Raw genomic sequence first — 26,237 nt, forward strand, 5'->3', positions numbered from 1 at the left:
ACTTACATATATTTTTTTGCAAAAATAAGATTTTAATAAAATTATAACTATGCTACTAAAAACTAATAATACGAAATTTTTGAAAAACTGCTTTTTTAAAGTATTTCTTCTAAGTATTTCATTCGTTTTTTCGAACCAAATTAATGCGCAATCTAAATCTAAGTTTAAAATTGTTTTAGATGCAGGCCATGGTGGTAAGGATTATGGAACGGTTTATCATGGCAATATTGAAAAGAAAATTGCTTTGTCTACAACTTTAAAAGTAGGGGATTTGCTAGATAAAGACACTGAAATAGAAATTGTTTATTCTAGAAAGACTGATGTTTTTGTAGAATTAAAAGATAGAGCAAATAATGCGAATAAAGCCGATGCTGATTTATTTGTTTCTATACATTGTAATGGTGTAAAAAGTTTTGGTCCTTACGGAACAGAAACTTTTGTTATGGGTTTAACTCGTAGTACAACCAATTTAGATGTGGCAAAAAATGAAAACTCGGTAATCCTATTAGAAAAAGATTATAAGGAAAAATACAATGGTTTTGATCCTAACAAGCCAGAAACTCTTATTGGCCTTAAAATTTTACAAGAAGAATATTTAAATCAAAGTATAGATTTAGCTGCTAAAGTGCAAGAAAATTTCACAAATACTTTAAATAGAAAAGATAGAGGTGTTAAACAAGCGCCATTATGGGTTTTAGATGCTTCTTATATGCCAAGTGTACTTATTGAAATAGGATTTATCTCAAATGTAGATGAAGGAAATTTTTTAAATTCAGATGAGGGACAAGATAAAGTTGCAAAAGCAATTGCAGATGCTATTTTAGCTTATAAGAAGGAATATTTTAATCCAAGTTCAACTCCAAACGTAAATATCGAAGTAAAGAATGATGAAGTAAAACCGATAAACGAAAACAAACCAGTTGTAAAGACAGTTTCGACAAAAGGTATTGTTTTTAAAGTTCAAATTTCTGCAAGTGGAACAAAATTAGATACTTCAGCATCTAATTTTAAAGGCTTGAACGATGTTTCTATTGAGCAATCTGGTAAATTATACAAGTATTTTTATGGAAATGAGAATAGTTATGATCAAGCTAAACTAAGATTAGCTGATGCAAAAGAAAAAGGATATAACTCCGCTTTTTTAGTTGCTTATAAAGATGGATTAAAAATAAGCATTTCTGAGGCAATTAAATAAAATAAAGTTTTATTTTTGTTAAAAATAGAAAGTTTTGAAATTAACAAGAGAAATTAAAACCGCAGTATTAGTTATATGTTCCATTTTATTGTTCTATTGGGGATATAATTTTTTAAAGGGTAAAAATTTATTTGATACAAGTAAAAAAATATACGTTGTATATGATTCAGTTGAAGGTCTAGAACCTTCGTCTTCTGTAAAGCTTAAAGGTGTTACTGTTGGAAGAGTCAATTCATATGATTTTCTTGAAAATAAAAAAGTATTAGTAGAGATATCTATTACTTCAAATTACCCAATTTCAAAATCAAGCATAGCAGAATTATCAGGTTCATCTCCACTTGGAGGGAAAGAAATTATTATTATACCTAATGATTCAGATGCTCAACTCCTTCAATCTGGCGATTATTTAAAATCTTCAACTAAATTAGGACTAACAGATGCATTGGCAGAACAAATAGTGCCTTTAAAAGATAAGATTGAAAAATTATTAGATAATGCTAATACTTTATTTGCAGGCGTAAATGATGTTCTTGATGAAAAAGCAAAATTAAATCTAAAAAATTCGATTTCTGAATTGAATAAAACAATTACCGAGTTTAGTGGTGCATCAAAAAGCCTTAATGAATTATTGTCAAAAAATAAATCTAAGCTAGATGGTACTTTTACTAATTTAGATAAAACAGTTGCAAATTTTGCTAAAATTTCAGATTCATTGTCTTCAGCTAATTTTGGGCAAACCGTTAGAAATCTAGAAAAAACATTAGCTAATGTCGATAAACTTTTAGCTGATATGGAGAAAGGAAATGGAACTATGGGTAAATTAATGAAAGATGAAGCCATGTATACCAATTTCACCAAAGCTTCAAGTGAATTAGAGCTGCTTTTACAAGATTTAAGATTAAACCCTACACGATATATCAATGTTTCTGTATTTGGCAAAAAGAATAAGCCTTATGTAGAACCAAAAGAAAAAGCTAAAAATTAATTTATACTTTATGAGTTATTTAGATAATATTTTATTTGCTGTAATTTTAATAATTGGAGCTGGTTATTTTGCAAGTAATGTAAAAAAACTAATTAGAAATATCAAACTTGGTCAAGATGTAAACAGAAAAGATAATTCTTCTGAACGTTGGAAGAATATGGCTATGATTGCACTTGGGCAATCTAAAATGATAAAAAGACCCGTTGCTGGTATTTTACATATTATTGTATACGTTGGATTTGTTGTTATAAATATTGAAGTTCTTGAAATCATTATAGATGGTTTATTTGGAACTCATAGAGTATTTTCATTCTTAGGGATTGCTTATGATGTTTTAATTGGTTCATTTGAAGTTCTTGCCTTTTTAGTTTTAGTTGCAGTTATTGTTTTCTGGATAAGAAGAAATATAATAAAATTAAAACGTTTCATGAACCCAGAAATGGAAGGGTTTCCCAAAAAAGATGGTAATATTATTCTTTATTTTGAGGTGGTATTAATGTCATTATTCTTAATAATGAACGCGGCCGATTTACATTTACAATTTGTAGATGGTGGTTTTGGACATTATCATCAAGCAGGGAGTTTTCCAATTTCTCAATTTATTGCTCCAATGTTTAATGGAATGAGTAATAATCTTGTTTTTTTAATTGAAAGAGGAGCATGGTGGTTGCATATATCAGGTATCTTAGTATTCTTAAATTATTTATATTTCTCTAAACATTTACACATATTATTAGCTTTCCCAAATACTTACTTTGCGGATTTAAATGCAAAAGGGAAATTGGATAATTTAGAAAGTGTTACAAATGAAGTAAAGATGATGATGGATCCTACTGCTGATCCATTTGCAGCACCGGCAAACCCAGACGCTGTTCCTGCAAAATTTGGAGCTTCAGATGTTCAAGATTTAAACTGGGTTCAGTTATTGAATGCTTATACTTGTACAGAGTGTGGTCGTTGTACTTCATCTTGTCCAGCAAGTCAAACAGGGAAAAAATTATCTCCTCGAAAAATCATGATGGATACTCGTGATAGATTAGAAGAAGTAGGTAAAAATATTGATGCAAATAAAGGAACTTTTATAGAAGACGGTAGATCATTACTAAATGATTTTATAACTCCAGAAGAACTATGGGCTTGTACATCATGTAATGCTTGTGTAGAAGAATGTCCGGTAAATATTAGCCCATTATCTATTATTATGGATATGCGTCGTTATTTAGTAATGGAACAAAGTGCAGCTCCAATGGAATTGAATGGTATGATGACTAATATAGAAAATAACGGAGCTCCATGGCAATACAACCAAATGGATCGTTTAAATTGGAAATCAGAAGATTAAAAAATAACTACAAAACAACTACAACAATACAGAATGAAAAAAGAAGAAATTGACAGTAAATTGCAAGCAATATCTGAAAATGGAGAGCATTTAAGTCCTGTTTTACCAGAAGGAATTAAAAATTATCTAATTGATATTGACGGAACAATTTGTGACGATATTCCAAATGAAGAACCAGAAAGAATGGCTACTGCAAATGTTTACCCAGATGCTTTAGCTACATTAAATAAATGGTACAATGAAGGACATGTTATATGTTTTTTTACTTCAAGAACAGAAGAACATAGAGTTGTTACAGAAAATTGGTTAAATAAACATGGATTTAAATTTCATGGAATGGTTATGGGAAAACCACGAGGAGGAAATTATCATTGGATTGATAATCATTTAGTTAAGGCAACTCGTTTTAATGGAAAATTTACAGATTTAATAGAAAAAGAAGTTACAATTCAAGTTTTTGATGACGAGAATAAAATTTAGTTTTTTATAATATAAAAAAGAATAAAATGGCTGAAAATTTAATTGTGCCAACAATGGCGGAAATGATGGCGGAAGGCAAGAAACCGGAAGTTTTGTTTTGGGTTGGTTGTGCTGGAAGTTTTGATGATAGAGCAAAGAGAATTACAAAAGCATTTGTTAGAATTTTAAACCGTGCAAATGTTCCTTTCGCAGTTTTAGGAACTGAAGAGTCTTGTACTGGTGATCCAGCAAAAAGAGCAGGAAATGAATTTTTATTTCAAATGCAAGCAATGACCAATATTGAAGTCATGAACGCTTATGAAGTTACAAAAATTGTTACAGCTTGTCCTCATTGTTTTAATACTTTAAAAAACGAATACCCTGAGTTAGGCGGTCAATATGAAGTTGTACATCACACACAATTTCTAAAATCTCTTTTAGATGACGGTAGATTGACTATTGAAGGAGGGCAGTTTAAAGGTAAAAGAATCACTTTTCATGATCCTTGTTATTTAGGTAGAGCTAATAATGTATATGAAGCTCCAAGGGATTTAATTCAAAAATTAGATGCTGAGTTGGTTGAAATGAAACGTTCTCGCGCAAATGGATTATGTTGTGGAGCTGGGGGTGCTCAAATGTTTAAAGATGCAGAACCTGGAGACAAAGAAATAAATATTGAACGCACAGAAGATGCAATGGAGACAACTTCTGAGATTATTGCTACAGGTTGCCCATTCTGTAATACAATGATGACAGACGGTGTTAAATTTAAAGAAAAAGAAGCTAATGTCAAAGTATTAGACATAGCCGAATTAATTGCTAACGCACAGGATTTATAATTATAAAATCGCTATTATTAATGAGTTTTCGTAAGTAAACACTAATATAATTGCATACCATACGACCTTTAAAAAAAAAACTATTACAGATGAAAAAAATTATTGTTTTATTATTTATTACTCAATCATTATTTGCTCAAAAACTTACTAAAGAACAGTTGATTTCTAAAATTTCAAATGGGACCTGTGAGTGCATAACAAAAAAAGAAATCACTAAAGAAAATCTAGAATTAACTTTAGGACTATGTATGCTAGAGGATTTTAATAAATATGAAAAGGATATTGAAAAGTATTATGGTAAAAACGTTATTGGTGATAACACAAAAATGGAAGCACTAGGAAGAGATGTTGGTATGAAAATGGCTACTGAATGTCCAGCTTTTTTGAAATTAGTAATGGACAATATTGATGATGAAGAAGCAGACGAAGAAATTATTGAAGAAGAACCATTAATCACAGGAAATTTTTTTCAAGTAAAGTCAGAACAGTTTATTACTTTTTCAATTAAGGAAACTTCTGGTAAAACGGTAGAATTTATTTTATTAAACAATTTTGACAATTCATTTTTACTTACAGAAAACATTCTAAAATCCAATGATGTAGTAGATGTATATTATTACGAGTTAGAAATGTTCGATGCTAAAATCAAAAAATTTGTGACTTATAAAATAGTTTCAGATATCATAAAAAAATAATAATGTTTGTAGAGTTTTCAACATTACCTATAGAATCTCGAATTTGGGTTTATCAATCTGACAGAAAATTTTCTGAATCAGAAATAACCGAAATTGAAGAAAGTTTAAATACTTTTATTGAATCTTGGTCAGCTCATGGACAAGGTTTAGAGGCTTCTTATTTATTAAAATATGAAAGATTCATAATCATAGCTGTTAATCAAGATGTTCAAGCTGTTACAGGCTGTTCAATAGATGCTTCAGTTCAGTTTATTCAATCATTGGAACAAAGATTCAGTGTAGACTTAATGGATAGAATGAATGTGACTTTTAAAACGGGCGAATATATTGCCTATAAGTCGTTAATTGATTTTAAAAAGATGGCTAAAGCTAAATCAGTATCTCCATCAACCATAGTTTTTAATAATTTAGTTAACACTATTGAAGAGTGGGAAGATTTTTGGGAAGTACCTGCCAGTGAAAGTTGGCATAGTAGATTCTTTTAGTAATTCAGCAGGTTAAATGTTAAAATATTGATTAATTTTCATCATTTAATCGATTTTTTTGCTGTATTTGTCGAAAAATTAAGCTTTAATTAGGATGCTCGTGTTTTATAGTGTTAAATTTAAAAATAATTTTAAAACTAACATTATGAAAAAAATCTACTATTTATGTGTAATATTATTTATAAGTAATACACAATTCGTAGTTTCTCAGGTTGGTATAAATACTACATCTCCTCAAGAAACACTTCATATAGAAGGAACATTAAGAGTTACAAATACAAATAATACAACTATTACAACTAAACTAGCTGGAACTTGTGCTCAAGGCACGGTTTCAGATATTTTAGTTGGTGAAAACTTAACATTAAAGAGTAACGTTTTAAGTGCTAATTCTGGAAACTATGGAATTGTTGATATTCCATTACCAGTAATTGTTGTTAATCAAGTTTTTGATAATTTAGAGTTAAACGTAGGTGGTGTCAATCTAGATAAAGTTATTTTTAGGTTAAATACTGGTTCGGCTATGAATTTTACCATAAGAGGAATAAAAGGAGGGACAGATGGCAGACATATTATTATTTACAATACGAGTACTGCAAATATGAAAGTAGACCATTTAATGTCTTCAAACCCAATCAATTCTATAGATGATTTAGGTTCTGGAACACAAACCAATGGTATTGGTACAGTAGAATTGGTTTACGATGGAGTAACAAAAAAATGGTTAATTATAAATGTAAGAAGTTAAATTTATTATAAGATATGCGCTCAAAACCATATTTAGCAACAATATTCTTTAAAAATTTATATCTTTGAAATCATCATTAGGATTACTAATGATGATTTTTTTTAATGAAATATTCTATGCGACATATACTCACGTTTCTATTATTATCACAGTTCATTTCAGCTCAAAATAAATCAACTTTAATTCAAGAAAAATGGGTAGACAGTGTTTACAATCAGTTTTCCTTTGAAGAAAAAGTAGGTCAATTATTTATGGTTGCCGCTTATTCAAATAAAAACGAAGCACATAACAAATCTATTGATGAATTAATCTCTAAATATAAAATTGGTGGATTAATCTTTTTTCAAGGTGGACCAGTTCGTCAGGCGAAATTAACCAATAGATATCAATCACAATCAAAAGTGCCTTTATTTGTAGGAATTGATGCAGAATGGGGTTTAAGTATGCGATTAGATTCTACTTATCGTTACCCTTGGAATATGACTCTTGGAGCAGTTCAAGATTTAAGTCTTATTGAGAAAATGGGACAACAAATGGGACAACAATCAAAACGTATGGGAATACATTTTAATTTTGCACCTGTTGTTGATATTAATACTAATCCAAATAACCCTATTATTGGTAATCGATCATTTGGTGAAGATAAATTCAATGTTGCAGAAAGAGCAGTAGCATTAATGAAAGGGTTTCAAAGCGAAGGTTTATTTGCAACTGCAAAGCACTTTCCTGGTCATGGTGATACTTCTTCAGATTCCCATCATACTTTACCTGTCGTAAAATTTGATAAGAAAAGAATAAATGATGTAGAACTGTATCCTTATAAAGAACTTATAAAGAATGGTTTATCAAGTATAATGGTAGCCCATTTAGATATTCCAAGTTTAGAACCTCGAAAAGGGTATCCAACTTCAATTTCGTATAATGTTGTAACTGATATTTTACAAAATGATTTAGGGTTTAAAGGTTTAATATTTACAGATGCCTTAAATATGAAAGGAGCTAGTAATTTTAAACAACCTGGAGATATTGATTTAGAGGCTTTCTTAGCAGGTAATGATATTTTACTTTTTGCAGAAAATGTTCCGTTAGCGGTTGAAAAATTTAAATTAGCTTTTAAAGAGGGTAAGTTGTCTGAAGAGAGAATAGCGTTTTCAGTAAAAAAGATATTAAATTATAAATATAAAACAGGATTAAACAATTATAAGTCTATAGATATTAATAATCTTGTTGAAGATTTAAATAAACCTGAATTTGACGCTTTAAATTTTGATTTATATGAAAATGCAATAACAATTCTTACGAATAAAGATAAAATAGTTCCTATAAAGAAAATTGAAAAGGAGAAGATTGCTTATGTAAGTATTGGAAACGATTATTCAGATACTTTTGTAAAATCTCTTAATAAATACACAGAAGTAACCGAAATTAAATCAGATGATTTAGATGAACTATTAGTTCTTTTAGAAAATTACACTAAAGTTATTGTAGGTTATCATAAAGCTGATGGAGCATGGAAAAATCATGATTTAAGCTTTAAAGAATTGCTTTGGATAGATCGTATCGCTAAGCAAAAAAAGACTATTGTAACATTTTTCACAAAACCTTACTCGTTATTAAATATCAAGAATTTTTCAGCAATTGAAAGTGTTGTTTTGGCTTACCAGAATAATGACATTGCTCAAATAACAGCTGCTGACATTATTTTTGGCTCTAAAAGTGCAAAAGGGAAATTACCGGTTTCTATAAATGATAATTTTGAAGTAAACGATGGAATAGTTACTCAAAATTTAAATAGATTGGCTTTTGGTGTGCCAGAAAACGTAGGGATGAGCTCTAAAACTCTTGCTAAAATTGATAGTATTGCAAATTATGCAATTTTAAATAAAATGACTCCAGGTGCACAAATTATTGTAGCTAGAAAAGGAGTAGTAGTTTATCAAAAGTCTTTTGGGTACATGACATATGAGAATAAAGATAAAGTTGAAAACACTAATTTATACGATGTGGCATCATTAACTAAAATTTTGTCAACATTACCTAATTTAATGGTTCAATATGAAAAAGGAAAAATTAAGTTAGACACTAAACTAAGTACAATGTTGCCCATTTTTAAGAAAACTAATAAAGCAAATATTACATTTTTAGATTTACTTACGCATCAAGCAAGACTTAAACCTTGGGAGCCTTTTTATAAAGCTACATTAAATAGTGCTGGATTTCCGGCTGAAAAATATTATAGAAAAACGTATACTGATGAGTTTTCAATACAAGTTTCTGAAAATTTATTTTTAAGAAAAGATTATAACGACACTATCATGAAAGTAATTGCAGATAGTGAGTTATTGCCTAAAAAAGAATACAAATACAGTGACTTTTCATTTATATTAATGAAAGAATATCTAGAACGTATTACTTCAAAAACACTTGACGAACTTGCTGATGATAATTTTTATTCTTTTTTAGGAACAAGATCAATGACATATAATCCGTTGAGAAAATTTGATATGCGTTATATTGCTCCAACAGAAATTGATAATTACTATAGATATACAAAAGTTCAAGGATATGTTCACGATATGGGTGCAGCTATGCAAGGTGGTGTTTCTGGTCATGCTGGTTTGTTTTCAAATGCGTTAGACGTTGCTAAAATGATGCAAATGTTTTTACAAAAAGGAACTTATGGCGGACATGAGTTTTTCTCTGAAGAGACTATGGATGTATTTAATAGATGTTATTTCTGTAAAGAAGGAAATAGAAGAGGGCTTGGCTTTGACAAACCTCAGTTAGGAGAAGCTGGTCCTACATGTGGTTGTGTTTCATTAACAAGTTTTGGTCATACCGGTTTTACAGGTACTATGGCCTGGACAGATCCAGAAAAAGAAATTGTTTATATATTTTTATCGAATAGAACATATCCTGAGGCTAAGACAAATAATCTATCAAAAAACAACATAAGGGAAAAAATTCAAAAAGTGATTTATGAAGCTATTATTGAATAATTTTTTAACTTTATAAGAAATGAATTATGACATCAACAGCTCAATCTCCAACTGAATATTTAATTGAAGTTCCCGAAGAGAGAAAATCAGCATTAAACTTGTTAAGAAAAACCATTTTGGATAATTTACCAAATGGGTTTGAAGAGGGAGTGAGTTATGGTATGATTGGCTATTACGTTCCACATAGTATTTATCCAAAAGGATATCATTGCGACACGAAATTACCTTTGCCATTTATGAGTTTTGCTTCTCAAAAAAACAGTATAAACTTTTATCATATGGGCATTTATGCTAATAAAGAGCTTTATGATTGGTTTGTATTGGAATATCCAAAATATTCTAAGAAGAAATTAGATATAGGTAAAAGTTGTATGCGTTTTAAAAAAGCAGAAGATATTCCTTTTCAATTAATTGGTGAACTAGTTAAAAAAATAAGTGTTCAAGATTGGATTAAAACGTATGAAACTGCATTTAAAAAATAATTTAACTATTATTTAAAGGCAAAGCATATTTTAAAATCTTAATTTTAAAGAAAAATAGTATAAAAATGAAAATTGCAATTGTTTGTTATCCAACATTTGGCGGAAGTGGAGTAGTAGCTACAGAATTAGGTTCTGAATTAGCGAAAAGAGGACACGAAATTCATTTTATAACTTACAGTCAGCCAGTACGTTTAGCTTTATTGAATAAAAATATATTTTATCACGAAGTAAATGTGCCCGAATATCCCTTGTTTCATTATCAACCTTATGAATTAGCACTATCAAGCAAATTGGTTGATATGGTTAAATTACACTCTATTGATGTTTTGCATGTACACTATGCAATTCCTCATGCATATGCAGGATATATGGCTAAACAAATGCTTGCAGAAGAAGGAATACATTTACCTATGATTACTACTTTGCACGGTACCGATATCACATTGGTAGGAAATCACCCTTTTTATAAGCCCGCAGTTACTTTTAGTATAAATAAATCTGATTATGTAACAAGTGTATCAGAAAGTTTAAAAGAAGATACTTACAGGTTATTAGATATTAAAAAGGAAATACAAGTAATTCATAATTTTATTGAAATCAACAAAGAAGGTATTGATGAAACATCACCTTGTGATAGATCATTAATGGCAACCGAAGACGAAAAAATTATTACGCATATTTCTAATTTTAGAAAAGTAAAAAGGATTGATGATGTTGTGAAAATATTTTTTGAAATTCAAAAGACTATTCCTTCAAAACTAATGATGGTAGGAGAAGGTCCAGAGAAAGAAGCCGCAGAAAAATTATGTGAAGAATTAGGTATTATTAGTAAAGTTATCTTTTTTGGTAATAGTAATGAAATTGATAAAATACTATGTTATTCTGATTTGTTTTTACTACCATCAGAAACAGAAAGTTTTGGATTAGCCGCTTTAGAAGCAATGTCTTGTGGAGTTCCTGTTATTTCTAGTAATTCAGGTGGTTTGCCAGAAGTAAATAGAGAAGGCATTACAGGTTATTTAAGTAATGTTGGTGATGTTCAAGAAATGAGTAAAAATGCTATTTCAATTTTGTCGGATGATGATAAATTATTAAAGTTTAAACAAAACGCTTTAAACGAAGCTTCTAAATTTGATATTAAAAATATATTACCAATTTATGAAGATTTATATTTTAAAGCAATTAAAGAAAAAGTATAATGAAATGTTTTTTTGTCTTTTTATCAATAACACTTTTTAGCTGTTCATCAGGAATGGATAAATCTAATGTTATCTATAAAGTTTTGCATTCAGGTCAAAACACTTTAATTGAAAATAAAGAGTTTCTTTTAATTGAAAATAATGAAGATTATATTTCGGCTATTGAAAAATTAAATATTGATGAATCGGATTTTGATAATTTACTAAACGTAGATTTTAAATCAAATAATGTATGTATACTTTTTTTAGGCCAACGTAGCACTGGAGGCTATTCTATAGATGTTGACTATATAAAGAAAAAGCAAAAGACATTATATATAAAAGCAAAAGAATTAACTCCTGAAAAACATTCAAATGTTATAACAGCAATTACAAACCCTTATTGTATAGTCGCAATACCTAAATATAAAAAGATTATTATAAAATAAAAAAAGTCCCATTTTGGGACTTTTTTTATTTTATATATCTAATTTAATTAGAATCTGTATCTAATTCCTAATGCGATATCTGGACCGAAACTATTTTCTCTAAATTGATTGTCTCCATTGTTATTTAAATACAATTCAGGTCTAATATCCAAAGATAATTGAAGAGGGAAATCAAATAAATATTCAATTCCTAAATCACCTGCTGCAAAAAAGAAAGTACCACTTGCATCTCCATATTCTTTATCAACACTCCATGAACCAAGTCCTCCACCTACACCAGCGTACCAGTTAAAGCCTCCTTCAATATTCCAAACCCATTGGTATAAACCAGTCAACTTAAAAGCGTCAACATGCTTGCTGTTTCTCCAGCCTAAATCAAGTTCTAAACGATTATTAGTTGAAAGTGCTCTTTGGTAAGAAATCTCTCCTCCAAAACCATCATTATCACCTAATCTTAAACCAAGTGCATTTTTTGAAATCTCCTGTGCGTTTACGCTAAATACTAAACCTAGTAGTAAAAAAGCTGATAAAATTTTTGTTTTCATAATAGTTTATTTTTACAAATTTAGACATTTAAAACGACAATAGAACCAAATTATTGTACTAAATAATTTGTTAAAAACTCGTTCTGTACTTGTGTTGATGTTGCAGGTACACCTAATTGATCTGCAATAAGTTGTGAAATTGTATAAGTTATAGTTGTATTAGTATGAACTACACCAATACCATCTGCTACATACTGTAAAGATGTTAAAACATCTTGATTAGTTATAATAGGTATGTTAATACCACTAACCGTAGTTGATATTGTAGCATTTAAAACAACTTTAGTAATCTTTACATTATTATAAACATCAGTATTTGGAGAAGTAAAGACAGTTAAACTTTCACCAGCTTTTGATCTTAAAGTATAATTAATAATTAAAGGAAACCCATTAACAGTTTCATTTAGAACTCCTGTCTTAGTAGAAAGAGTTTCATTCACAGAAGCATTTGCTTTAAAAATGATAAAATCAACTAAACTTAAGTCTAATCCTATAGGAAGTTGACCGTTTCCTATTGATAAGTTACCTGTGAGTAATAATTTATTTTGAGATTCTCTTACTCCGTTGTTTTTTAATGACGAAGAATAAAAACCAGTCGCTAAATTAGCTTCAGTTTCAAACTTTTTATAAGTTGTTGAACCAATTAATGTGTCTTTTGATATAAATAAAGAATCTTTTGTTATTACACCTTCTCCCTCAACATCATAAACCCAGTAATTTCCTATTGTAATTGGTAATTGGAAATTTGACGGAGTATCTAAATTATCATCATTGTCTACAGTGCAAGACAATAATGCGAAACTAAAAATAGTTAACAAGTATATTTTTTTCATAATTTATAATTTTAGCTAATATAACTATTATTTTAAATTATAATGATGGATCATAAATTCAATTATTTAGTAAATTTATTTAAGTACTTTTGTTTTAACCATTAAATCATTATTAAAAATGTCAGGAAACACTTTTGGAAAACTATTTAAATTAACAACTTTTGGAGAGTCACACGGTGATACTATTGGAGGAATAATTGATGGTTGTCCTTCTGGTTTAAAAATTGATTTTGATGCAATTCAAAAAGAAATGCAAAGAAGAAAGCCCGGCCAGTCAACCATTGTTACCCAAAGAAAAGAAGAAGATGAAGTGATTTTTCATTCTGGTATTTTTGAAGGTATTACAACTGGTACGCCTATTGGTTTTTCTATTTTAAACACAAATCAGAAATCTCAAGATTATTCAGATATTAAAGATACTTATAGACCGAGTCATGCCGACTATGTTTATGAAAAAAAATACGGAATAAGAGATTATAGAGGAGGAGGAAGAAGTTCTGCAAGAGAAACAGCATGTAGAGTAGTTGGTGGGGCTATAGCAAAACAAATTATTTCAGAAATTAAAATTACAGCATTTGTTTCTTCTGTTGGAGAAATATTTATTGATAAGCCTTACCAAGATTTAGACTTTTCTAAAATAGAAAACAATGCAGTTCGTTGTCCTGATGATGCTACAGCTTTAAAAATGGAAAATTTTATTAAAGAAATTAAAAAACAAGGAGATTCAGTAGGTGGAACAATAACATGTGTAATTGAAAATGTACCAATTGGCCTAGGAGAACCAGTCTTTGATAAGTTACATGCTGATTTAGGAAAAGCAATGCTTTCTATTAATGCAGTAAAAGGATTTGAATATGGTAGTGGATTTTGTGGTGCTAAAATGATTGGAAGCAAACACAATGATTTATATAACTCAGACGGTACAACCAAAACTAACTTATCTGGTGGAATACAAGGAGGAATTAGTAATGGAATGGATATTTATTTTAGAGTTGCTTTTAAGCCAGTAGCTACTTTAATCCAAAAACAAGAAGTATTAGATAACAAAGGAAAACTCATAGAGCAACAAGGTAAAGGAAGACACGATCCATGTGTTTTACCTAGAGCAGTTCCTATAGTTGAAGCAATGGCGGCTTTGGTAATTGCTGATGCATTTATTTTAAATAAAAAGTAAGAAAAAGATTTCTTTTTTCATAAAAAGAGTTTATCTGTTTTGTCATTAAAAAAATATTAAAATCACTAATATTAATTTTAAATAATGAATAATGTTTTTTTTAAAACATTATGATAACTTTTTTTGATTTTAATGTAATTCTCTAATTAGTAGTTTTTTATGTCATTTTTCAATCTAATTTTGATTAAACTTTAAACATCAAAATATGAAAAAAATTACTTTGAAAAAGAATTTCAAAAAGTTTGTTATTCTATCTATTTGTTTTCTAAGCAGCTTATCATTTTATGCTCAAAATGATTATTACTCTGCTATAACCGGACTAGGTAATTCACAAAACGGAAGAGCACCTCAAGGAGGAAGAAATGTTACAAGAAGTATTTGGATAATTACAGCAGCTGAAATGACCGCGGCTGGCTTTACAAATGGAATGTCAATTTCAGGTATTGGTTTTACCTATTCAATTGGTCAAGATATTACAACAACAGGTAATGCATTATTTTATATGCAAAATACTGCAGATGCAACAAATACAAAAAGTACAACTTGGGCAACTGCAATCACTGGAATGACAACTGTAAGTAATGCATCAATTACTATTCCTAATTCTACAGGTGAATTTAACTATTCATTCTCAGGTGGATCTCCTTTTGTTTATACTGGAGGTGCAATTTACATTGCATATGATTATCAAAACTTATCTAATCCTGTTTCTAGTCTTAATACATCTTATTGTAATACAGCTTTAACAAATGGTTTAAAAGGAGCAATGTCAGCTGCTGGAAGTACAGTTGCACCAACAACTATTGCAGCTTCTAGTTTTAGACCAGAAACAAGATTAGGTTTACCTGTTTCGTGTGCAAGACCAACAAGTGTTAAATATGTTCAAGGAGGAAATACTTTAACAAGTTCAACATTGTCTTGGATTCCATCTGGTGGCGCAAATGTAGATTTTGAATATGGTGCGTATGGATACACAAGAGGTACAGGAACAACTTTTACAAATGTAGCTTCACCATATAATTTAACTGGCTTATCAGCTAATACAGTATATGATTTTTATGTAAGAACTAATTGTGGAAGTGGATATAGTGTTTGGAATGGCCCTTATGCATTTGCAACTTTATTTAACGCAACAAATGTTCCTTATAATACAAGTTTCGAACAAGAAATTTTACCTTTTATTGGTTGGACTACCCCAAATGTAACTCCTCTTGCCGGAGATTGGGCGATAGGATATTATGGACCGGGTGCTTTAGTTCAAAACGGAAATTCATCTGTAGTTTCAGTAACTCCAGCAGCAGCAGCAGCAAATAACTGGATGTTTTCTAGAGGTGTAAATTTAGTAGCTGGACAACAAGCAACAATAACTTATTATTTAAGTAATTATCAAAATGGTACAACTGCAACAGGAAGTTATCAATTAACTGTTGGAAATGCACAAAATTCTGCAGCTCAAACTACTGTTCTTGCAAATGAAACAGGAGTTACAGGCGCTGCTTTTACCTTAAAAACATATAATTTCACACCGTCAAGTACAGGAGTTTATTATTTTGGACTAAGAAATTTTACGCCTTTAGTTGCAACAGGAACTCATGCAATTGTTATTGATAATTTCACAGTTGATCAGCTGTTATCATCAAACAGTTTTGTAGAATCTAAATTTAGAATTTATCCAAATCCAGTAATAGATATTTTAACGATTGAAAATGAATTATCTTCTGATACTAAATTGACAATTGTAGATGTTAATGGAAGAATTGTAAAACAATTTTCTTCAAATTCATCATTAACATCAATAAATGTTTCAGACTTAAATTCAGGAATTTATTTCGTAAACATAGAAACAAACGAGGGTAAAGCAACTAAAAAAATTATAAAAAATTAAGACTAATTTAATCTTAAATTAAAAACGACCAAGAAATTGGTCGTTTTTTTATTCTAAAAATTTAGCTTTTAATTCAGGTGTTGGAATCATACAAGCTTCTTTTTTACCGTACCATTTATAGCGATTTTTAGCAATGTAATCGTAAACAGTATTTTTTATAACATTAGGAATGAAGTTTAAATAGCCTAATAAAGAATATATTCCAGATAAGTCACTGGCAATTAAAAGAGCCGCTTCGGCTTTATAATGATAAGATAAACCAGGTTCATAAAGAATTATAGAATCAGTTTTTGAAATATCAATTTTAATATGCTTGACTATTTTTTGCCCTAATTCAGATTGAAGTGTAACAAAACGAAATAAATCTTTTTTATCGTGTTTTATAATAAATTGAACGGAAGTATCACACAAATTACAAACGCCATCAAACAGAATTATTTTTTTATCAATTGGTAAATCTTGAATTTCCATAATACAAAATCAATTATTTGGGTTGTACATATTCGAGTTCATCTAAGCTAACTTTTGAAGTGAAAACACCATAATTTACAGTAACTTTTTTCTTTTCAATTTTATCAATTGTCCCAACAGCTTTACCATCACTCATTCGAACTCTATCACCAACTTTTAAAACTACTTGAGGTTTGTTTTCTTCTATTTGTTTAGCTTTAATTTTCTTTTCTTTTTTCTCTTTCCTGATTGTTTCAACTTGAACTTCAACTTCTTCAATCACTTTTTTCTCTTCTACTTTTATTTTTTTGGATTCTTTAGCCGATATTTTTTTACGTTTTGAATTTTCAATTTCTATCATTTTCAAAAATTCTCCCATTAGGACTTTTTTATTTTTATTATTAAAATAAATTTCAGAAAGTGTATCAATTTTTTGTCCAATAGCAATAATACGTTGGTTTGAATCATATAATTCTTGGTAACGCTCTAATTTTTCTTTAATTTTTGCGTTAATACTTTCCATCTTTTTGCTTTCTTCTCGTGCTTTGCTTTCTTCTTCTTTTAAATTTACCGAAGTTTTTTCAAGCTGCGAACGCTCTTTTTGTAGGTTTGCAATAGTTTTATCAAAACGAACTTTACTACGTTCTATTTTCTTTTTAGCACGGTTTATTAGTCCAAAAGGAATTCCGTTTTTTTGAGCTACTTCAAAGGTAAATGAACTTCCTGCCTGTCCTAAATGTAATTTATACATAGGCTCTAATGAATGTGTATCAAAAAGCATGTTTGCATTTGTAGCAAAAGGTAATTCGTTTGCCAATATTTTTAAATTGGTATAATGTGTAGTAATAATTCCGAAAGCTTCACGAGCGTAAAACTCTTCTAAAAATATTTCTGCAAGTGCTCCACCTAATTCTGGGTCTGAACCTGTTCCAAATTCATCAATTAAAAATAAGGTTTTTGAATTACATTTTTTCAAAAAATAATTCATGTTTTTTAATCGGTAACTATAAGTACTCAATTGGTTTTCAATTGATTGATTATCTCCAATATCAGTTAAAATTCTATCGAATAAAAAAGTTTCACTACGCTCATGTACTGGAATTAAAATACCCGATTGCAGCATCAATTGCAACAGACCAACTGTTTTTAACGAAATTGTTTTTCCACCTGCATTAGGCCCAGAAATTACAATGATTCGATTGTCTTGATCGAGTTCAATGGTTTGAGGATATACAGGTAGTTGTTTTGCTTTATTATTTACTAATAAAATAGGGTGGAAGGCTTCTTTAAAAATTAACTTTTTTTGGTCTGTAATTGCAGGTAGTATTCCTTTAATTTGATTAGCATATTTTGCTTTAGCAGCAATAACATCCATGTCGCTTAAAAAACCTTGATAAGCTTCTAAATTTGGTTTAAAAGGGCGAATAATAGCTGTTAAAAGTTTTAAAATACGAATAATTTCTTCTTTCTCTTCATATTCTAATTCACTTAATTCTCTAGAATAACGAAGAGTTGCTTCTGGTTGAATGTATGCAATACTTCCAGTTTTTGAAGTACCCATTACACTCCCTTTTACTTTTTTTCGATACATAGCAAGAACGGCAAGAACTCTTCGGTTGTCTACTACAGATTCTCGAATATCATCTAAATAACCCGAACTATTGTATTGGGTTAAAGCACTTCCAAAACTTTGATTGATTTTTCCACGAACTAATTGCATGTTCCGTCTAATTTCTACTAAATCAGGAGAAGCATTGTTTTTTATTTCGCCATATTTATCAAAAACATTTTCAATTGCTTTAGTAATTTCTTTACTAATTTCTATTTGTCCGGCTTTTGTATGTAATTCAGGATAATAATCATGGAATTTTTTTAGAAACTGTAACAAAATAATTGCTGTTTCTGCTACGTGAGCAATTTTTTTAAAACCTGTTACTTCTAAATAACTTTCTTCTAAACCCAGAAATTTTAATTCGTTAGATATAGTTTCAAAACCGTGGTTTGGAATAGCATTGTTATTATCGAAAGAAGCCACATATTCTGAAGTTTGAATTAAGTTAGCCATCAAGTCCTCTTTATTTGAAAAAGGAATTATTTTTAGGGCTTTTTCTTTTCCCATTTCGGTATTGCATCTATTCGAAATGGTTTCCAAAATAGTATGAAATTCTAAATCTTGTAAGGTTTTATCGGTAACTGAAATCATTCGTTTATTAATAAGATTCAAAGTTACGAACCTTATCACTTTTATTCCTATAGATTTTTATATTTTTGAGGAAATTTTAACCAATGTTTGATAAAATTACTAACGATTGGAGAAATATATTCACTTTAGAATTTGAAAAGCCTTATTTTAAAGATTTAGAATTTTCTCTGAAAAAGGAATATACTGATTATAAATGTTTTCCACCAAAAGACTTAATCTTTAATGCTTTTAATTTATGTTCTTTTGATGATTTGAAAGTAGTAATTATTGGCCAAGATCCTTATCATGGAACAGGAGAAGCAAATGGTTTATGTTTTTCTGTAAATGATAATGTAAAAATCCCACCTTCGTTGAGAAATATTTACGCCGAAATTAATACGGATTTAGAACGTATTATGTTACCTATTTCAGGAAATTTAGAACATTGGGCAAAACAAGGAGTTTTATTACTTAATGCGACGTTAAGTGTTAGAAAAGACCAAGCTAACAGTCATAAACATTTAGATTGGCAACAATTTACTAATGCTGTTATTCAAACTATTTCAGATGAAAAAGAGAATGTTGTTTTTTTACTTTGGGGCGGATTTGCACATAAAAAAATAAAATTTATTGATGAAAGGAAACACTTTGTTTTACAGTCAGGTCATCCATCTCCTTTAAGTGCAAATAGAGGTTTTTGGTTTGGTAATAAACACTTTAGTAAAACGAATGATTATTTAATAAGTAAAGGCTTAAATGGTATTAATTGGTAGTTTTCATTAATTAAAAGTCAGCTCTCCTAAAATCTCTTCTTTCATAAATGGGCCACCAGGAAAAGTTGCAGTATAGTCAAGATTTAGCCATATTTTTCCACGCTCATCAATATGATAATGTATTTCTTGATTTTTACTTTCTTCGACAAATAAAACCTCTTTAATTAAGTAAACAGCCGTTTCTAAATCATTTTTATCACCAATAAGAATTTCAGGATACAAATGTCCACCAGTGTGAATGATTCTGGGTGTTCCACCGATAGCTTTTATAGTTGCTGACATTAATATAGCATGATCATCGCAATCGCCAGAAAAGTGTTGTAAACTTTCAGATGCAGCCGCAATATATTCACGTCCTTTTGGATCGTTTACATAATTCCAACGTTGCTTAATTTCTTTGAATACTGCAAAGTATTGAATTAGCTTTCTGTCTTTTGAATATCCTTTAATATCCTTAAAATGTTTGGTTGTTGCATATAGTGCAAAATTTCTAACTTTTGGATTGGAAAAATCAACAGCATCAATAATTTTTGACTTATTGGGGAATGGTAAAAGCTTAGAAATGATTAAATCTTCTGGATGCGGATCTTCTTGCATTGAAAATATCATAGAACGATAATCTTCAAATACACGTTGAAACCCATATTCTCCGAAGAGTGTTCCATAAATAAGTGAAATTAAATATAAGAAGATGAAAATTACAATTATTGTTTTTAAAGTCCTTAAAATAAGTTGTATAATGATTAAAATTCCAACAAAAAGGATAATTCTATCCAGGTTTAAAGGCCAATTAAATTCAATAAGATTATGGTGAACAATTATAAAGGCAGGAATAGCAATAAGAATATTCAATAAAAAAACAACAATATTATCCCAAGGCTTTGGTAGAGAAAGCTTTTCTTTAAGTGTTATAAAAGAAATGGGTTTGATTTTAATCATTGTGTTTAAAACGATAAAAATAAGTATTTATTTAGCTATAGCTTCAAACGGAACTCTTTTTTCAATAATATTTAACGTATGCAGTTGTTCTTGAACTTTGTCAAGTGTTTTTTTATCGATTTGTTTTTGTGACCAATGTGTTAATGACAACCATTCTTGTATGTCTTCAATTTTTTGATTGTATTTAGAAGCTAACATTCTATCTATACTAGGAATTATTTTAAATTCAGCAGTTGTAGTATTTATAATTTCTAATATTTGCTCGATAACATGAGGTTCCTTTTTCAATATTTCGTCACTAACTGCAATTACAAAACAAGGCCAAGGAGTAGGGCAGTCGGCAATTTTTCTAAATGTACCATTGTCTACTAAAGGTTTAGTCATAAAACGTTCCCACATAAAATAATCAGCTTTTTCATTTGTTAGTGCTTCAACAGCACCATCAATAGTATTGACAATTTCAAACTCTAAATCAGTTGTATTCCAATTATTGTTTTGAGCATTTACATAACCCATTAAGTGTGAACCTGAGCCAAAACGAGAAATAGCTGCTTTTTTATTTTCTAAATCTGAAATTGATTTATAACTAGAATTTGCTGCTACATGAATTCCCCATATAAGAGGGCTTTTTACATAAACTTGTACAATTTTAGAATTATTACCAGCAATTATATCTTTTACTATTCCTTCTGTTAGAATAACAGCTATATCAGTTTCTTTATCACGAAGCATTTGGCACATTTTACCAGTTCCTTCAGGTACATCTGCCCATTGTAAATCAATACCAACTTCTTCAAATGCACCATCTTCAATACACATGTGCCAAGGCAAATTAAAATGTTCTGGTACACCAGCTATTTTTATTGTTTTCATTCCAAGACACTATTTATTTTAAAAGGTATATTTTAGTATTCGATTTTATTAACTAAGATTTAGAATATTCTTCTTTAGTAATCTCAAACCAGGCACAAGGAATATCATTCCATTTATATTCTGATTTTTGAGTCATTCCAATTTTTTCAAGAATACGTTTTGAAATGCGATTATCGATATGAATAGAAGCATAAATATTATGTTTTTTCATTTTACTAAAACCGTAACTTAACCAAGCTTGTGCAGCTTCTTTTGCATAACCTTTTCCCCAATGTTCTTCTTGTAAGCGATAACTTAAATCAAAAAAATTGACTAATTCATTTTCTGGTTCTATAACAAATCTTAAACCTGCCCAACCAATAAATTCATTAGTATCTTTATGAATTATTGCAAAACGACCAATTTTATTTACTACATATTGTGTTCTTACGTCACTAATAAAATCATTTACATCATCAATAGTTTTTACAGGAGTACTGCCAAGAAAAGTATGTACATTTGGATTGCTATCCATTTTAAACATTGCTTCGGCATCTGAAAAAAGTAATTCTCTTAAAACGAGTCTTTTAGTTTCGATTTTTAATTTCATGGGTGTGTTAATTGCGTGGTTTTAGTATCAAAAAATACTTATTTTACAAAGTTAGGTATAAATAAGTTGAATTACACGAAGAATTTAATGCTCGAGGAATTAAAAGTTACTATTTTGGGCCTAAAATTCTATTTTTATAAAAGCACGTGTAAACAATAATTACTTGTTTGGATTGTTCATTTGCCACCATTTCCAAATTACACCTTCTTCATCAGGGTAATTTTCCATGAATTTCATTCCTACTTTTTCAAGAATATGATTTGAAGCTCCATTTTCAGCATGAGTATATGCATTCATTTTGTCAATTTTCATTTGGTTAAAACCATGATCTAACCAAGCTTTTGAAGCTTCTGTGGCGAACCCTTTGTTCCAAAACACCTCATTTAAACGGTAACCATAATCGTAAAAGTTTGTATTTCCGTTTTCAACATGATCATTGATGAATTTTATTCCTGTCCAGCCAATTAATTCATTAGTTTCTTTAATTATTGTACAAAAACGACCAATTCCATTCGTTTTATATTGATTTCTTACCATATCAATATAATTATGAATTTCATCAATATTTGTAAATGGTTTTTGCCAAAGGTAAATGTGTACATTTGGGTTTTTATCCATTTCAAATAAGGCTTCAGCATCATCATGACGCATTTCTCTCATTATGAGCCTTTCTGTTTCAAGTATTAAATCCATTTATTTATGATCTAATTTTTTTTGCAATTTTTTCAACATTTCTAGTTGTTCAGATTGACTTTTAATTAAAATTTGAATTTGTTCTTCTAATAATAAATCTACTTTTTGATGTAAACTTCTTAACTCTAATTCGGATTTTAAATTAATTAGATAATCATTTTCGTTTCTTTTTCGGTCTTTTTCTTCTTGTCTGTTTTGACTCATCATAATTATTGGAGCCTGTAGCGCAGCAATACATGATAAAATCAAGTTCATCAATATAAAAGGATATGGATCAAATTCTAAATTTTTTAAGGCTAGCGTATTGAATAATATCCAAAGAAATAAAATAACTCCAAAAAGAATAATAAACTTCCAACTTCCTCCAAAACTAGCAACTTTATCAGATATTTTTTGACCTCTTGACATAATTTCTTCTGGCTCATGAAGTAAATTGTCAGCCATTAGTTTTTCTTCTTCAATTGTTTTCTCAACAATTTTTTGAAGTTTAGCCAATTGTTCTTTTTCTGAATTGAGTATGTTTTTTGAAGATTTGTCCATTTTTTTAGTTTTAAACTTTGTTAATTACTTTACTAATTTTTCTAAAGTATAATCAATCAAATCTTCAACTACTTGGTACGGGTTTTTACTAAAATCGCCAGTTGCTCTATTTGCAATAATTGCATTTAAAGACAAGCATTCATGACCTAATAGTTTACCTAAGCCATAAATTGCAGCAGTTTCCATTTCAAGGTTTGTCATTCTAATGCCTTTAAAGCTAAAATTATCCATTTTAGAGTTTAAATTTTGGTCTTGTATTTCTAAACGTAAAACTCGTCCTTGTGGCCCGTAAAAACCTCCAGCAGTTCCTGTAAAACCTTTATGCATTTTATCGCTAAAAATCTTAGTAGCTAATTTTTGACTCCCTTTAATTACATAAGGTCTACCTTTTCTTAAATCCCAGTTGGTTTGTTCAATAAATGCAGCTTCTATATCTTGTTCTGAAATGCTATCAATTAAATAGGAGCGAAGCATATTATCCAAACCTATAGCATATTCACTCATTACAAAACCATCTACAGGAATATCTTTTTGTAACGAACCAGAAGTTCCAATACGAACAATATTTAATGAAGTAAGCTCTTTTTTAGGAGTTTTGGTTACTAAATCAATATTGACTATAGCATCTAATTCGTTCATTACGATGTCAATATTGTCAGGTCCAATTCCCGTTGAAATAACAGAAATTCGTTTTCCTTTATAAATTCCGGTTTGAGTTTTAAATTCACGTTTTTGTGTTGTAAATTCTACCGAATCAAATCTATTTGTAATTTTTTCAACACGGTCTTGATCTCCAACAAATATAATGTCGTGAGCAATATTTTCTGGCTTTAGATTTAAGTGATAAACACTTCCATCAGGGTTTAATATTAATTCAGATGATTTAATCATTTTGTTATTCTTTAAATTATTTTATCCTCCAACACGCTTGGTTTTAAAACCTTTTTCTTGAAGAATCTTCATTATTTTGTCTCTATAATCTCCTTGAATAATGATGGCTCCGTCTTTAAAACTTCCACCCACGCTTAATTTAGTTTTAATTTCTTTGGCTAAAACTTTAAAATCTTCATCAGCGCCTTCATAACCTTCTATTATAGTAGTTGCTTTTCCTTTTCTCTTTTCATATTTACAAATCATAGGCTCATTTTGAACGAATAATTCATGTTCAGATTCACCATCAACTTCATGTTCATTTGAAGGTTCATGATCTGGAAAGAGGTTTTTTAATTGTTCACTTAAATCCATTTTTTTGTACGCTGATTATACGGATTCGCAAATGCGAATCCTGGTTTACAGATTTTTTCTTTGTTTTCTTTTATTTTCAAAAATTTTCCTTCTGAATTCAGGCTTTTTTCCAAAATTCAATAACAATCCTACTTCACAATCAGTTCCTCTTAAATAATTAAGAAGTTGATTTTCGAATGCTTCTACTATGTGCTCAGCTGCTTTTAACTCTAATATGACAGTGTTATTTACAATAATATCAGCATAATAATCACCAACACTCTCGCCTTTATAATAAACTTTAATTTTTTCATTAGAATTAACTTCTAATCCTTTGTTTTTCAATTCAATAATTAGAGCGTTTTGGTAAACCTTTTCTAGGAAACCATATCCTAGTTCATTATAAACATCGTAGAATGTTTTTAAAATTAACGATGTTAATTCATTATGTAATAAGTGCATATATTTTTATTAAAATCTTTTAAATCTGCGTTTTACGAAGTAAATCCGTTTTATCCGCGTCCTATCTGGCGTATATTATTTATTCAATCTGTGTTCAGAACTAAAAAACAAAAAGACATCAAGATGAACTCAATGCCTTTTCTTTATATTATAAAATTAAAATTATTTTTTAATCAATCCTAATTCTACCAATCTTTCATGTAAAAATTCTCCAGCTGTAATGTCTTCAAATCCTTTAGGATTGTTTTCATCAATACATTCTGGTAAACAGTTTAGTGACATTTCACTAACTGGATGCATGAAAAAAGGAATTGAAAAACGAGAAGTTCCCCATAATTCTCTTGGTGGATTTACTACTTGATGAATAGTAGATTTTAATTTGTTATTGGTATGTCTTGCTAACATGTCTCCAACATTAATAACAAGTTCTTCAGGTTCTGCCATTGCATCAATCCAATCACCGTTATGATTTTGAACTTGTAAACCTTTTCCTTGTGCACCCATTAGTAAAGTAATCAAGTTAATGTCTCCATGTGCAGCAGCTCTTACAGCTCCTTCTTTTGGTTCACTTGTGATAGGTGGATAATGAATAGGGCGTAAAATACTGTTCCCGTCTTTTATGTATTTGTCAAAATAAAACTCGTCTAATCCAATGTGGATTGCTAAAGCTCTTAAAACATATACACCCGTTTTCTCAATTAATTGATATGCTTCTTTACCAACAGAATTGAAATTAGGTAATTCTTTAACATTTACATTATCTGGATATTCACCAATATGTTTTGAACCCTCAGAAACATATTGTCCAAAGTGCCAAAACTCTTTTAAATCTCCAGCAGAACGACCTTTAGCATGTTCTTTACCAAAAGAAACATAGCCTCTTTGTCCTCCAATACCAGGAATTTCATAACTCTCTTTAGTTTCTAAAGGTAAATTGAAGAAATTTCTAACTTCACTATACAGGTTTTCAACTAATTTGTCATCTAAGAAATGACCTTTTAGTGCTACGAAACCAATTTCTTCGTAGGCTTTTCCGATTTCATTTACAAATTTTTGTTTACGTGCCGGATCATCCGACAGGAAATCACGTAAGTCAACACTAGGAATTTTTTGCATTATATTACATTTTGTTTTTAACTTACAATAGGTTTAGTACCTACTTACAACAAAAGTAATTAAATATTTTTAATTGAAAATATGAAAGTTGTTAACATTGTAA

The 26,237-nt window shown here is 29.5% G+C and carries 28 protein-coding genes; 15 read left to right on the top strand and 13 right to left on the bottom strand.

Annotation, left to right across the window (positions count from 1 at the left end; translation table 11 throughout):
- The first annotated feature begins 79 nt into the window (after positions 1-79).
- The 12 genes from UXY25_RS04060 to UXY25_RS04115 all read left to right on the top strand — a co-directional run bounded on the left by UXY25_RS04060 (position 80) and on the right by UXY25_RS04115 (position 11,856).
- Positions 80-1,195: an N-acetylmuramoyl-L-alanine amidase gene (locus UXY25_RS04060; RefSeq protein WP_320814722.1), complete on the top strand. Its 1,116-nt coding sequence runs from the start codon at positions 80-82 to the stop codon at positions 1,193-1,195.
- 34 nt (positions 1,196-1,229) lie between these two features.
- On the top strand, positions 1,230-2,180 hold the full coding sequence (locus UXY25_RS04065; protein ID WP_320814723.1) for an MlaD family protein: 951 nt from the start codon (positions 1,230-1,232) through the stop codon (positions 2,178-2,180).
- A 10-nt stretch (positions 2,181-2,190) separates the two neighbouring features.
- The gene (locus tag UXY25_RS04070) at positions 2,191-3,522 is read left to right on the top strand and encodes a (Fe-S)-binding protein (protein ID WP_320814724.1); all 1,332 of its coding nucleotides are present in this window, start codon (positions 2,191-2,193) and stop codon (positions 3,520-3,522) included.
- Positions 3,523-3,555: 33 nt separating this feature from the next.
- Positions 3,556-4,002: a phosphoheptose isomerase gene (locus tag UXY25_RS04075; protein ID WP_320814725.1), complete on the top strand. Its 447-nt coding sequence runs from the start codon at positions 3,556-3,558 to the stop codon at positions 4,000-4,002.
- 26 nt (positions 4,003-4,028) lie between these two features.
- Positions 4,029-4,820: a (Fe-S)-binding protein gene (locus UXY25_RS04080; RefSeq protein WP_320814726.1), complete on the top strand. Its 792-nt coding sequence runs from the start codon at positions 4,029-4,031 to the stop codon at positions 4,818-4,820.
- 89 nt (positions 4,821-4,909) lie between these two features.
- On the top strand, positions 4,910-5,515 hold the full coding sequence (locus UXY25_RS04085; protein WP_320814727.1) for a hypothetical protein: 606 nt from the start codon (positions 4,910-4,912) through the stop codon (positions 5,513-5,515).
- A 2-nt stretch (positions 5,516-5,517) separates the two neighbouring features.
- Positions 5,518-6,000 carry an ABC transporter ATPase gene (locus UXY25_RS04090; protein ID WP_320814728.1) on the top strand — a complete coding sequence of 161 codons (483 nt, stop codon included), beginning with the start codon at positions 5,518-5,520 and terminating at the stop codon, positions 5,998-6,000.
- Between the two features lie 145 nt (positions 6,001-6,145).
- Positions 6,146-6,748, top strand: coding sequence for a hypothetical protein (locus UXY25_RS04095; RefSeq protein WP_320814729.1), 603 nt, complete (start codon positions 6,146-6,148; stop codon positions 6,746-6,748).
- Positions 6,749-6,864: 116 nt separating this feature from the next.
- Positions 6,865-9,747 carry a glycoside hydrolase family 3 N-terminal domain-containing protein gene (locus UXY25_RS04100; protein WP_320814730.1) on the top strand — a complete coding sequence of 961 codons (2,883 nt, stop codon included), beginning with the start codon at positions 6,865-6,867 and terminating at the stop codon, positions 9,745-9,747.
- 26 nt (positions 9,748-9,773) lie between these two features.
- Positions 9,774-10,229: a DUF1801 domain-containing protein gene (locus UXY25_RS04105; RefSeq protein ID WP_320814731.1), complete on the top strand. Its 456-nt coding sequence runs from the start codon at positions 9,774-9,776 to the stop codon at positions 10,227-10,229.
- A 65-nt stretch (positions 10,230-10,294) separates the two neighbouring features.
- Positions 10,295-11,428: an N-acetyl-alpha-D-glucosaminyl L-malate synthase BshA gene (gene bshA, locus UXY25_RS04110; RefSeq protein ID WP_320814732.1), complete on the top strand. Its 1,134-nt coding sequence runs from the start codon at positions 10,295-10,297 to the stop codon at positions 11,426-11,428.
- Positions 11,428-11,856: a protease complex subunit PrcB family protein gene (locus UXY25_RS04115; protein ID WP_320814733.1), complete on the top strand. Its 429-nt coding sequence runs from the start codon at positions 11,428-11,430 to the stop codon at positions 11,854-11,856. The genes bshA and UXY25_RS04115 overlap by 1 nt, the downstream gene beginning before the upstream one ends.
- Positions 11,857-11,903: 47 nt before the next feature.
- On the opposite strand, the gene UXY25_RS04120 is transcribed toward UXY25_RS04115, so the two are convergent.
- Both UXY25_RS04120 and UXY25_RS04125 read right to left on the bottom strand, forming a co-directional pair.
- Complete coding sequence (locus UXY25_RS04120; protein WP_320814734.1) at positions 11,904-12,401, bottom strand: hypothetical protein; 498 nt, start codon at positions 12,399-12,401, stop codon at positions 11,904-11,906.
- Positions 12,402-12,451: 50 nt separating this feature from the next.
- The gene (locus tag UXY25_RS04125) at positions 12,452-13,234 is read right to left on the bottom strand and encodes a hypothetical protein (protein ID WP_320814735.1); all 783 of its coding nucleotides are present in this window, start codon (positions 13,232-13,234) and stop codon (positions 12,452-12,454) included.
- A gap of 118 nt (positions 13,235-13,352) precedes the next feature.
- Here UXY25_RS04125 and aroC point away from each other — a divergent pair, with 118 nt between their 5' ends.
- Positions 13,353-14,408, top strand: a complete 1,056-nt coding sequence (gene aroC / locus UXY25_RS04130; protein WP_320814736.1) for a chorismate synthase — start codon at positions 13,353-13,355, stop codon at positions 14,406-14,408.
- Positions 14,409-14,613: 205 nt separating this feature from the next.
- Entirely contained in the window at positions 14,614-16,293 is a 1,680-nt protein-coding gene (locus tag UXY25_RS04135; protein WP_320814737.1) for a T9SS type A sorting domain-containing protein, read from the top strand.
- Positions 16,294-16,341: 48 nt separating this feature from the next.
- On the opposite strand, the gene UXY25_RS04140 is transcribed toward UXY25_RS04135, so the two are convergent.
- Both UXY25_RS04140 and UXY25_RS04145 read right to left on the bottom strand, forming a co-directional pair.
- Positions 16,342-16,764 (bottom strand): thiol-disulfide oxidoreductase DCC family protein, encoded by a 423-nt coding sequence (locus UXY25_RS04140; RefSeq protein WP_320814738.1) that lies wholly within the window; start codon positions 16,762-16,764, stop codon positions 16,342-16,344.
- 13 nt (positions 16,765-16,777) lie between these two features.
- Positions 16,778-18,946 (bottom strand): endonuclease MutS2, encoded by a 2,169-nt coding sequence (locus UXY25_RS04145; protein ID WP_320814739.1) that lies wholly within the window; start codon positions 18,944-18,946, stop codon positions 16,778-16,780.
- Positions 18,947-19,029: 83 nt separating this feature from the next.
- Here UXY25_RS04145 and UXY25_RS04150 point away from each other — a divergent pair, with 83 nt between their 5' ends.
- The gene (locus UXY25_RS04150; protein ID WP_320814740.1) at positions 19,030-19,698 is read left to right on the top strand and encodes a uracil-DNA glycosylase; all 669 of its coding nucleotides are present in this window, start codon (positions 19,030-19,032) and stop codon (positions 19,696-19,698) included.
- 6 nt (positions 19,699-19,704) lie between these two features.
- On the opposite strand, the gene UXY25_RS04155 is transcribed toward UXY25_RS04150, so the two are convergent.
- The 9 genes from UXY25_RS04155 to UXY25_RS04195 all read right to left on the bottom strand — a co-directional run bounded on the left by UXY25_RS04155 (position 19,705) and on the right by UXY25_RS04195 (position 26,134).
- Positions 19,705-20,637, bottom strand: coding sequence for a transglutaminase (locus tag UXY25_RS04155; protein ID WP_320814741.1), 933 nt, complete (start codon positions 20,635-20,637; stop codon positions 19,705-19,707).
- Positions 20,638-20,664: 27 nt separating this feature from the next.
- Entirely contained in the window at positions 20,665-21,510 is an 846-nt protein-coding gene (locus UXY25_RS04160; protein WP_320814742.1) for a substrate-binding domain-containing protein, read from the bottom strand.
- A 52-nt stretch (positions 21,511-21,562) separates the two neighbouring features.
- Positions 21,563-22,099: a GNAT family N-acetyltransferase gene (locus UXY25_RS04165; RefSeq protein WP_320814743.1), complete on the bottom strand. Its 537-nt coding sequence runs from the start codon at positions 22,097-22,099 to the stop codon at positions 21,563-21,565.
- A gap of 159 nt (positions 22,100-22,258) precedes the next feature.
- A complete protein-coding gene (locus tag UXY25_RS04170; RefSeq protein ID WP_320814744.1) occupies positions 22,259-22,792 on the bottom strand; it encodes a GNAT family N-acetyltransferase in 534 nt (177 codons plus the stop codon).
- Complete coding sequence (locus UXY25_RS04175; RefSeq protein ID WP_320814745.1) at positions 22,793-23,332, bottom strand: DUF1003 domain-containing protein; 540 nt, start codon at positions 23,330-23,332, stop codon at positions 22,793-22,795.
- A 24-nt stretch (positions 23,333-23,356) separates the two neighbouring features.
- The gene (locus tag UXY25_RS04180; RefSeq protein WP_320814746.1) at positions 23,357-24,223 is read right to left on the bottom strand and encodes a nucleoside phosphorylase; all 867 of its coding nucleotides are present in this window, start codon (positions 24,221-24,223) and stop codon (positions 23,357-23,359) included.
- Positions 24,224-24,244: 21 nt separating this feature from the next.
- A complete protein-coding gene (locus tag UXY25_RS04185) occupies positions 24,245-24,577 on the bottom strand; it encodes a translation initiation factor (protein ID WP_320814747.1) in 333 nt (110 codons plus the stop codon).
- A gap of 45 nt (positions 24,578-24,622) precedes the next feature.
- Positions 24,623-25,018 (bottom strand): GxxExxY protein, encoded by a 396-nt coding sequence (locus UXY25_RS04190; protein WP_320814748.1) that lies wholly within the window; start codon positions 25,016-25,018, stop codon positions 24,623-24,625.
- A 162-nt stretch (positions 25,019-25,180) separates the two neighbouring features.
- Positions 25,181-26,134: an isopenicillin N synthase family dioxygenase gene (locus tag UXY25_RS04195; RefSeq protein ID WP_320814749.1), complete on the bottom strand. Its 954-nt coding sequence runs from the start codon at positions 26,132-26,134 to the stop codon at positions 25,181-25,183.
- Positions 26,135-26,237 lie beyond the last annotated feature (103 nt).

It is taken from the genome of Flavobacterium sp. (assembly GCF_034111225.1).
Taxonomy (GTDB): Bacteria; Bacteroidota; Bacteroidia; order Flavobacteriales; family Flavobacteriaceae; genus Flavobacterium.

Coding starts and splice junctions, on each gene's coding strand:
- UXY25_RS04070 (WP_320814724.1), top strand. CDS start 2,191: ATGAGTTATTTAGATAATATTTTATTTGCTGTAATTTTAATAATTGGA.
- UXY25_RS04075 (WP_320814725.1), top strand. CDS start 3,556: ATGAAAAAAGAAGAAATTGACAGTAAATTGCAAGCAATATCTGAAAAT.
- UXY25_RS04080 (WP_320814726.1), top strand. CDS start 4,029: ATGGCTGAAAATTTAATTGTGCCAACAATGGCGGAAATGATGGCGGAA.
- UXY25_RS04085 (WP_320814727.1), top strand. CDS start 4,910: ATGAAAAAAATTATTGTTTTATTATTTATTACTCAATCATTATTTGCT.
- UXY25_RS04090 (WP_320814728.1), top strand. CDS start 5,518: ATGTTTGTAGAGTTTTCAACATTACCTATAGAATCTCGAATTTGGGTT.
- UXY25_RS04095 (WP_320814729.1), top strand. CDS start 6,146: ATGAAAAAAATCTACTATTTATGTGTAATATTATTTATAAGTAATACA.
- UXY25_RS04100 (WP_320814730.1), top strand. CDS start 6,865: ATGCGACATATACTCACGTTTCTATTATTATCACAGTTCATTTCAGCT.
- UXY25_RS04105 (WP_320814731.1), top strand. CDS start 9,774: ATGACATCAACAGCTCAATCTCCAACTGAATATTTAATTGAAGTTCCC.
- bshA (WP_320814732.1), top strand. CDS start 10,295: ATGAAAATTGCAATTGTTTGTTATCCAACATTTGGCGGAAGTGGAGTA.
- UXY25_RS04115 (WP_320814733.1), top strand. CDS start 11,428: ATGAAATGTTTTTTTGTCTTTTTATCAATAACACTTTTTAGCTGTTCA.
- UXY25_RS04120 (WP_320814734.1), bottom strand. CDS start 12,401: ATGAAAACAAAAATTTTATCAGCTTTTTTACTACTAGGTTTAGTATTT.
- UXY25_RS04125 (WP_320814735.1), bottom strand. CDS start 13,234: ATGAAAAAAATATACTTGTTAACTATTTTTAGTTTCGCATTATTGTCT.
- aroC (WP_320814736.1), top strand. CDS start 13,353: ATGTCAGGAAACACTTTTGGAAAACTATTTAAATTAACAACTTTTGGA.
- UXY25_RS04135 (WP_320814737.1), top strand. CDS start 14,614: ATGAAAAAAATTACTTTGAAAAAGAATTTCAAAAAGTTTGTTATTCTA.
- UXY25_RS04140 (WP_320814738.1), bottom strand. CDS start 16,764: ATGGAAATTCAAGATTTACCAATTGATAAAAAAATAATTCTGTTTGAT.
- UXY25_RS04145 (WP_320814739.1), bottom strand. CDS start 18,946: ATGATTTCAGTTACCGATAAAACCTTACAAGATTTAGAATTTCATACT.
- UXY25_RS04150 (WP_320814740.1), top strand. CDS start 19,030: ATGTTTGATAAAATTACTAACGATTGGAGAAATATATTCACTTTAGAA.
- UXY25_RS04155 (WP_320814741.1), bottom strand. CDS start 20,637: ATGATTAAAATCAAACCCATTTCTTTTATAACACTTAAAGAAAAGCTT.
- UXY25_RS04160 (WP_320814742.1), bottom strand. CDS start 21,510: ATGAAAACAATAAAAATAGCTGGTGTACCAGAACATTTTAATTTGCCT.
- UXY25_RS04165 (WP_320814743.1), bottom strand. CDS start 22,099: ATGAAATTAAAAATCGAAACTAAAAGACTCGTTTTAAGAGAATTACTT.
- UXY25_RS04170 (WP_320814744.1), bottom strand. CDS start 22,792: ATGGATTTAATACTTGAAACAGAAAGGCTCATAATGAGAGAAATGCGT.
- UXY25_RS04175 (WP_320814745.1), bottom strand. CDS start 23,332: ATGGACAAATCTTCAAAAAACATACTCAATTCAGAAAAAGAACAATTG.
- UXY25_RS04180 (WP_320814746.1), bottom strand. CDS start 24,223: ATGATTAAATCATCTGAATTAATATTAAACCCTGATGGAAGTGTTTAT.
- UXY25_RS04185 (WP_320814747.1), bottom strand. CDS start 24,577: ATGGATTTAAGTGAACAATTAAAAAACCTCTTTCCAGATCATGAACCT.
- UXY25_RS04190 (WP_320814748.1), bottom strand. CDS start 25,018: ATGCACTTATTACATAATGAATTAACATCGTTAATTTTAAAAACATTC.
- UXY25_RS04195 (WP_320814749.1), bottom strand. CDS start 26,134: ATGCAAAAAATTCCTAGTGTTGACTTACGTGATTTCCTGTCGGATGAT.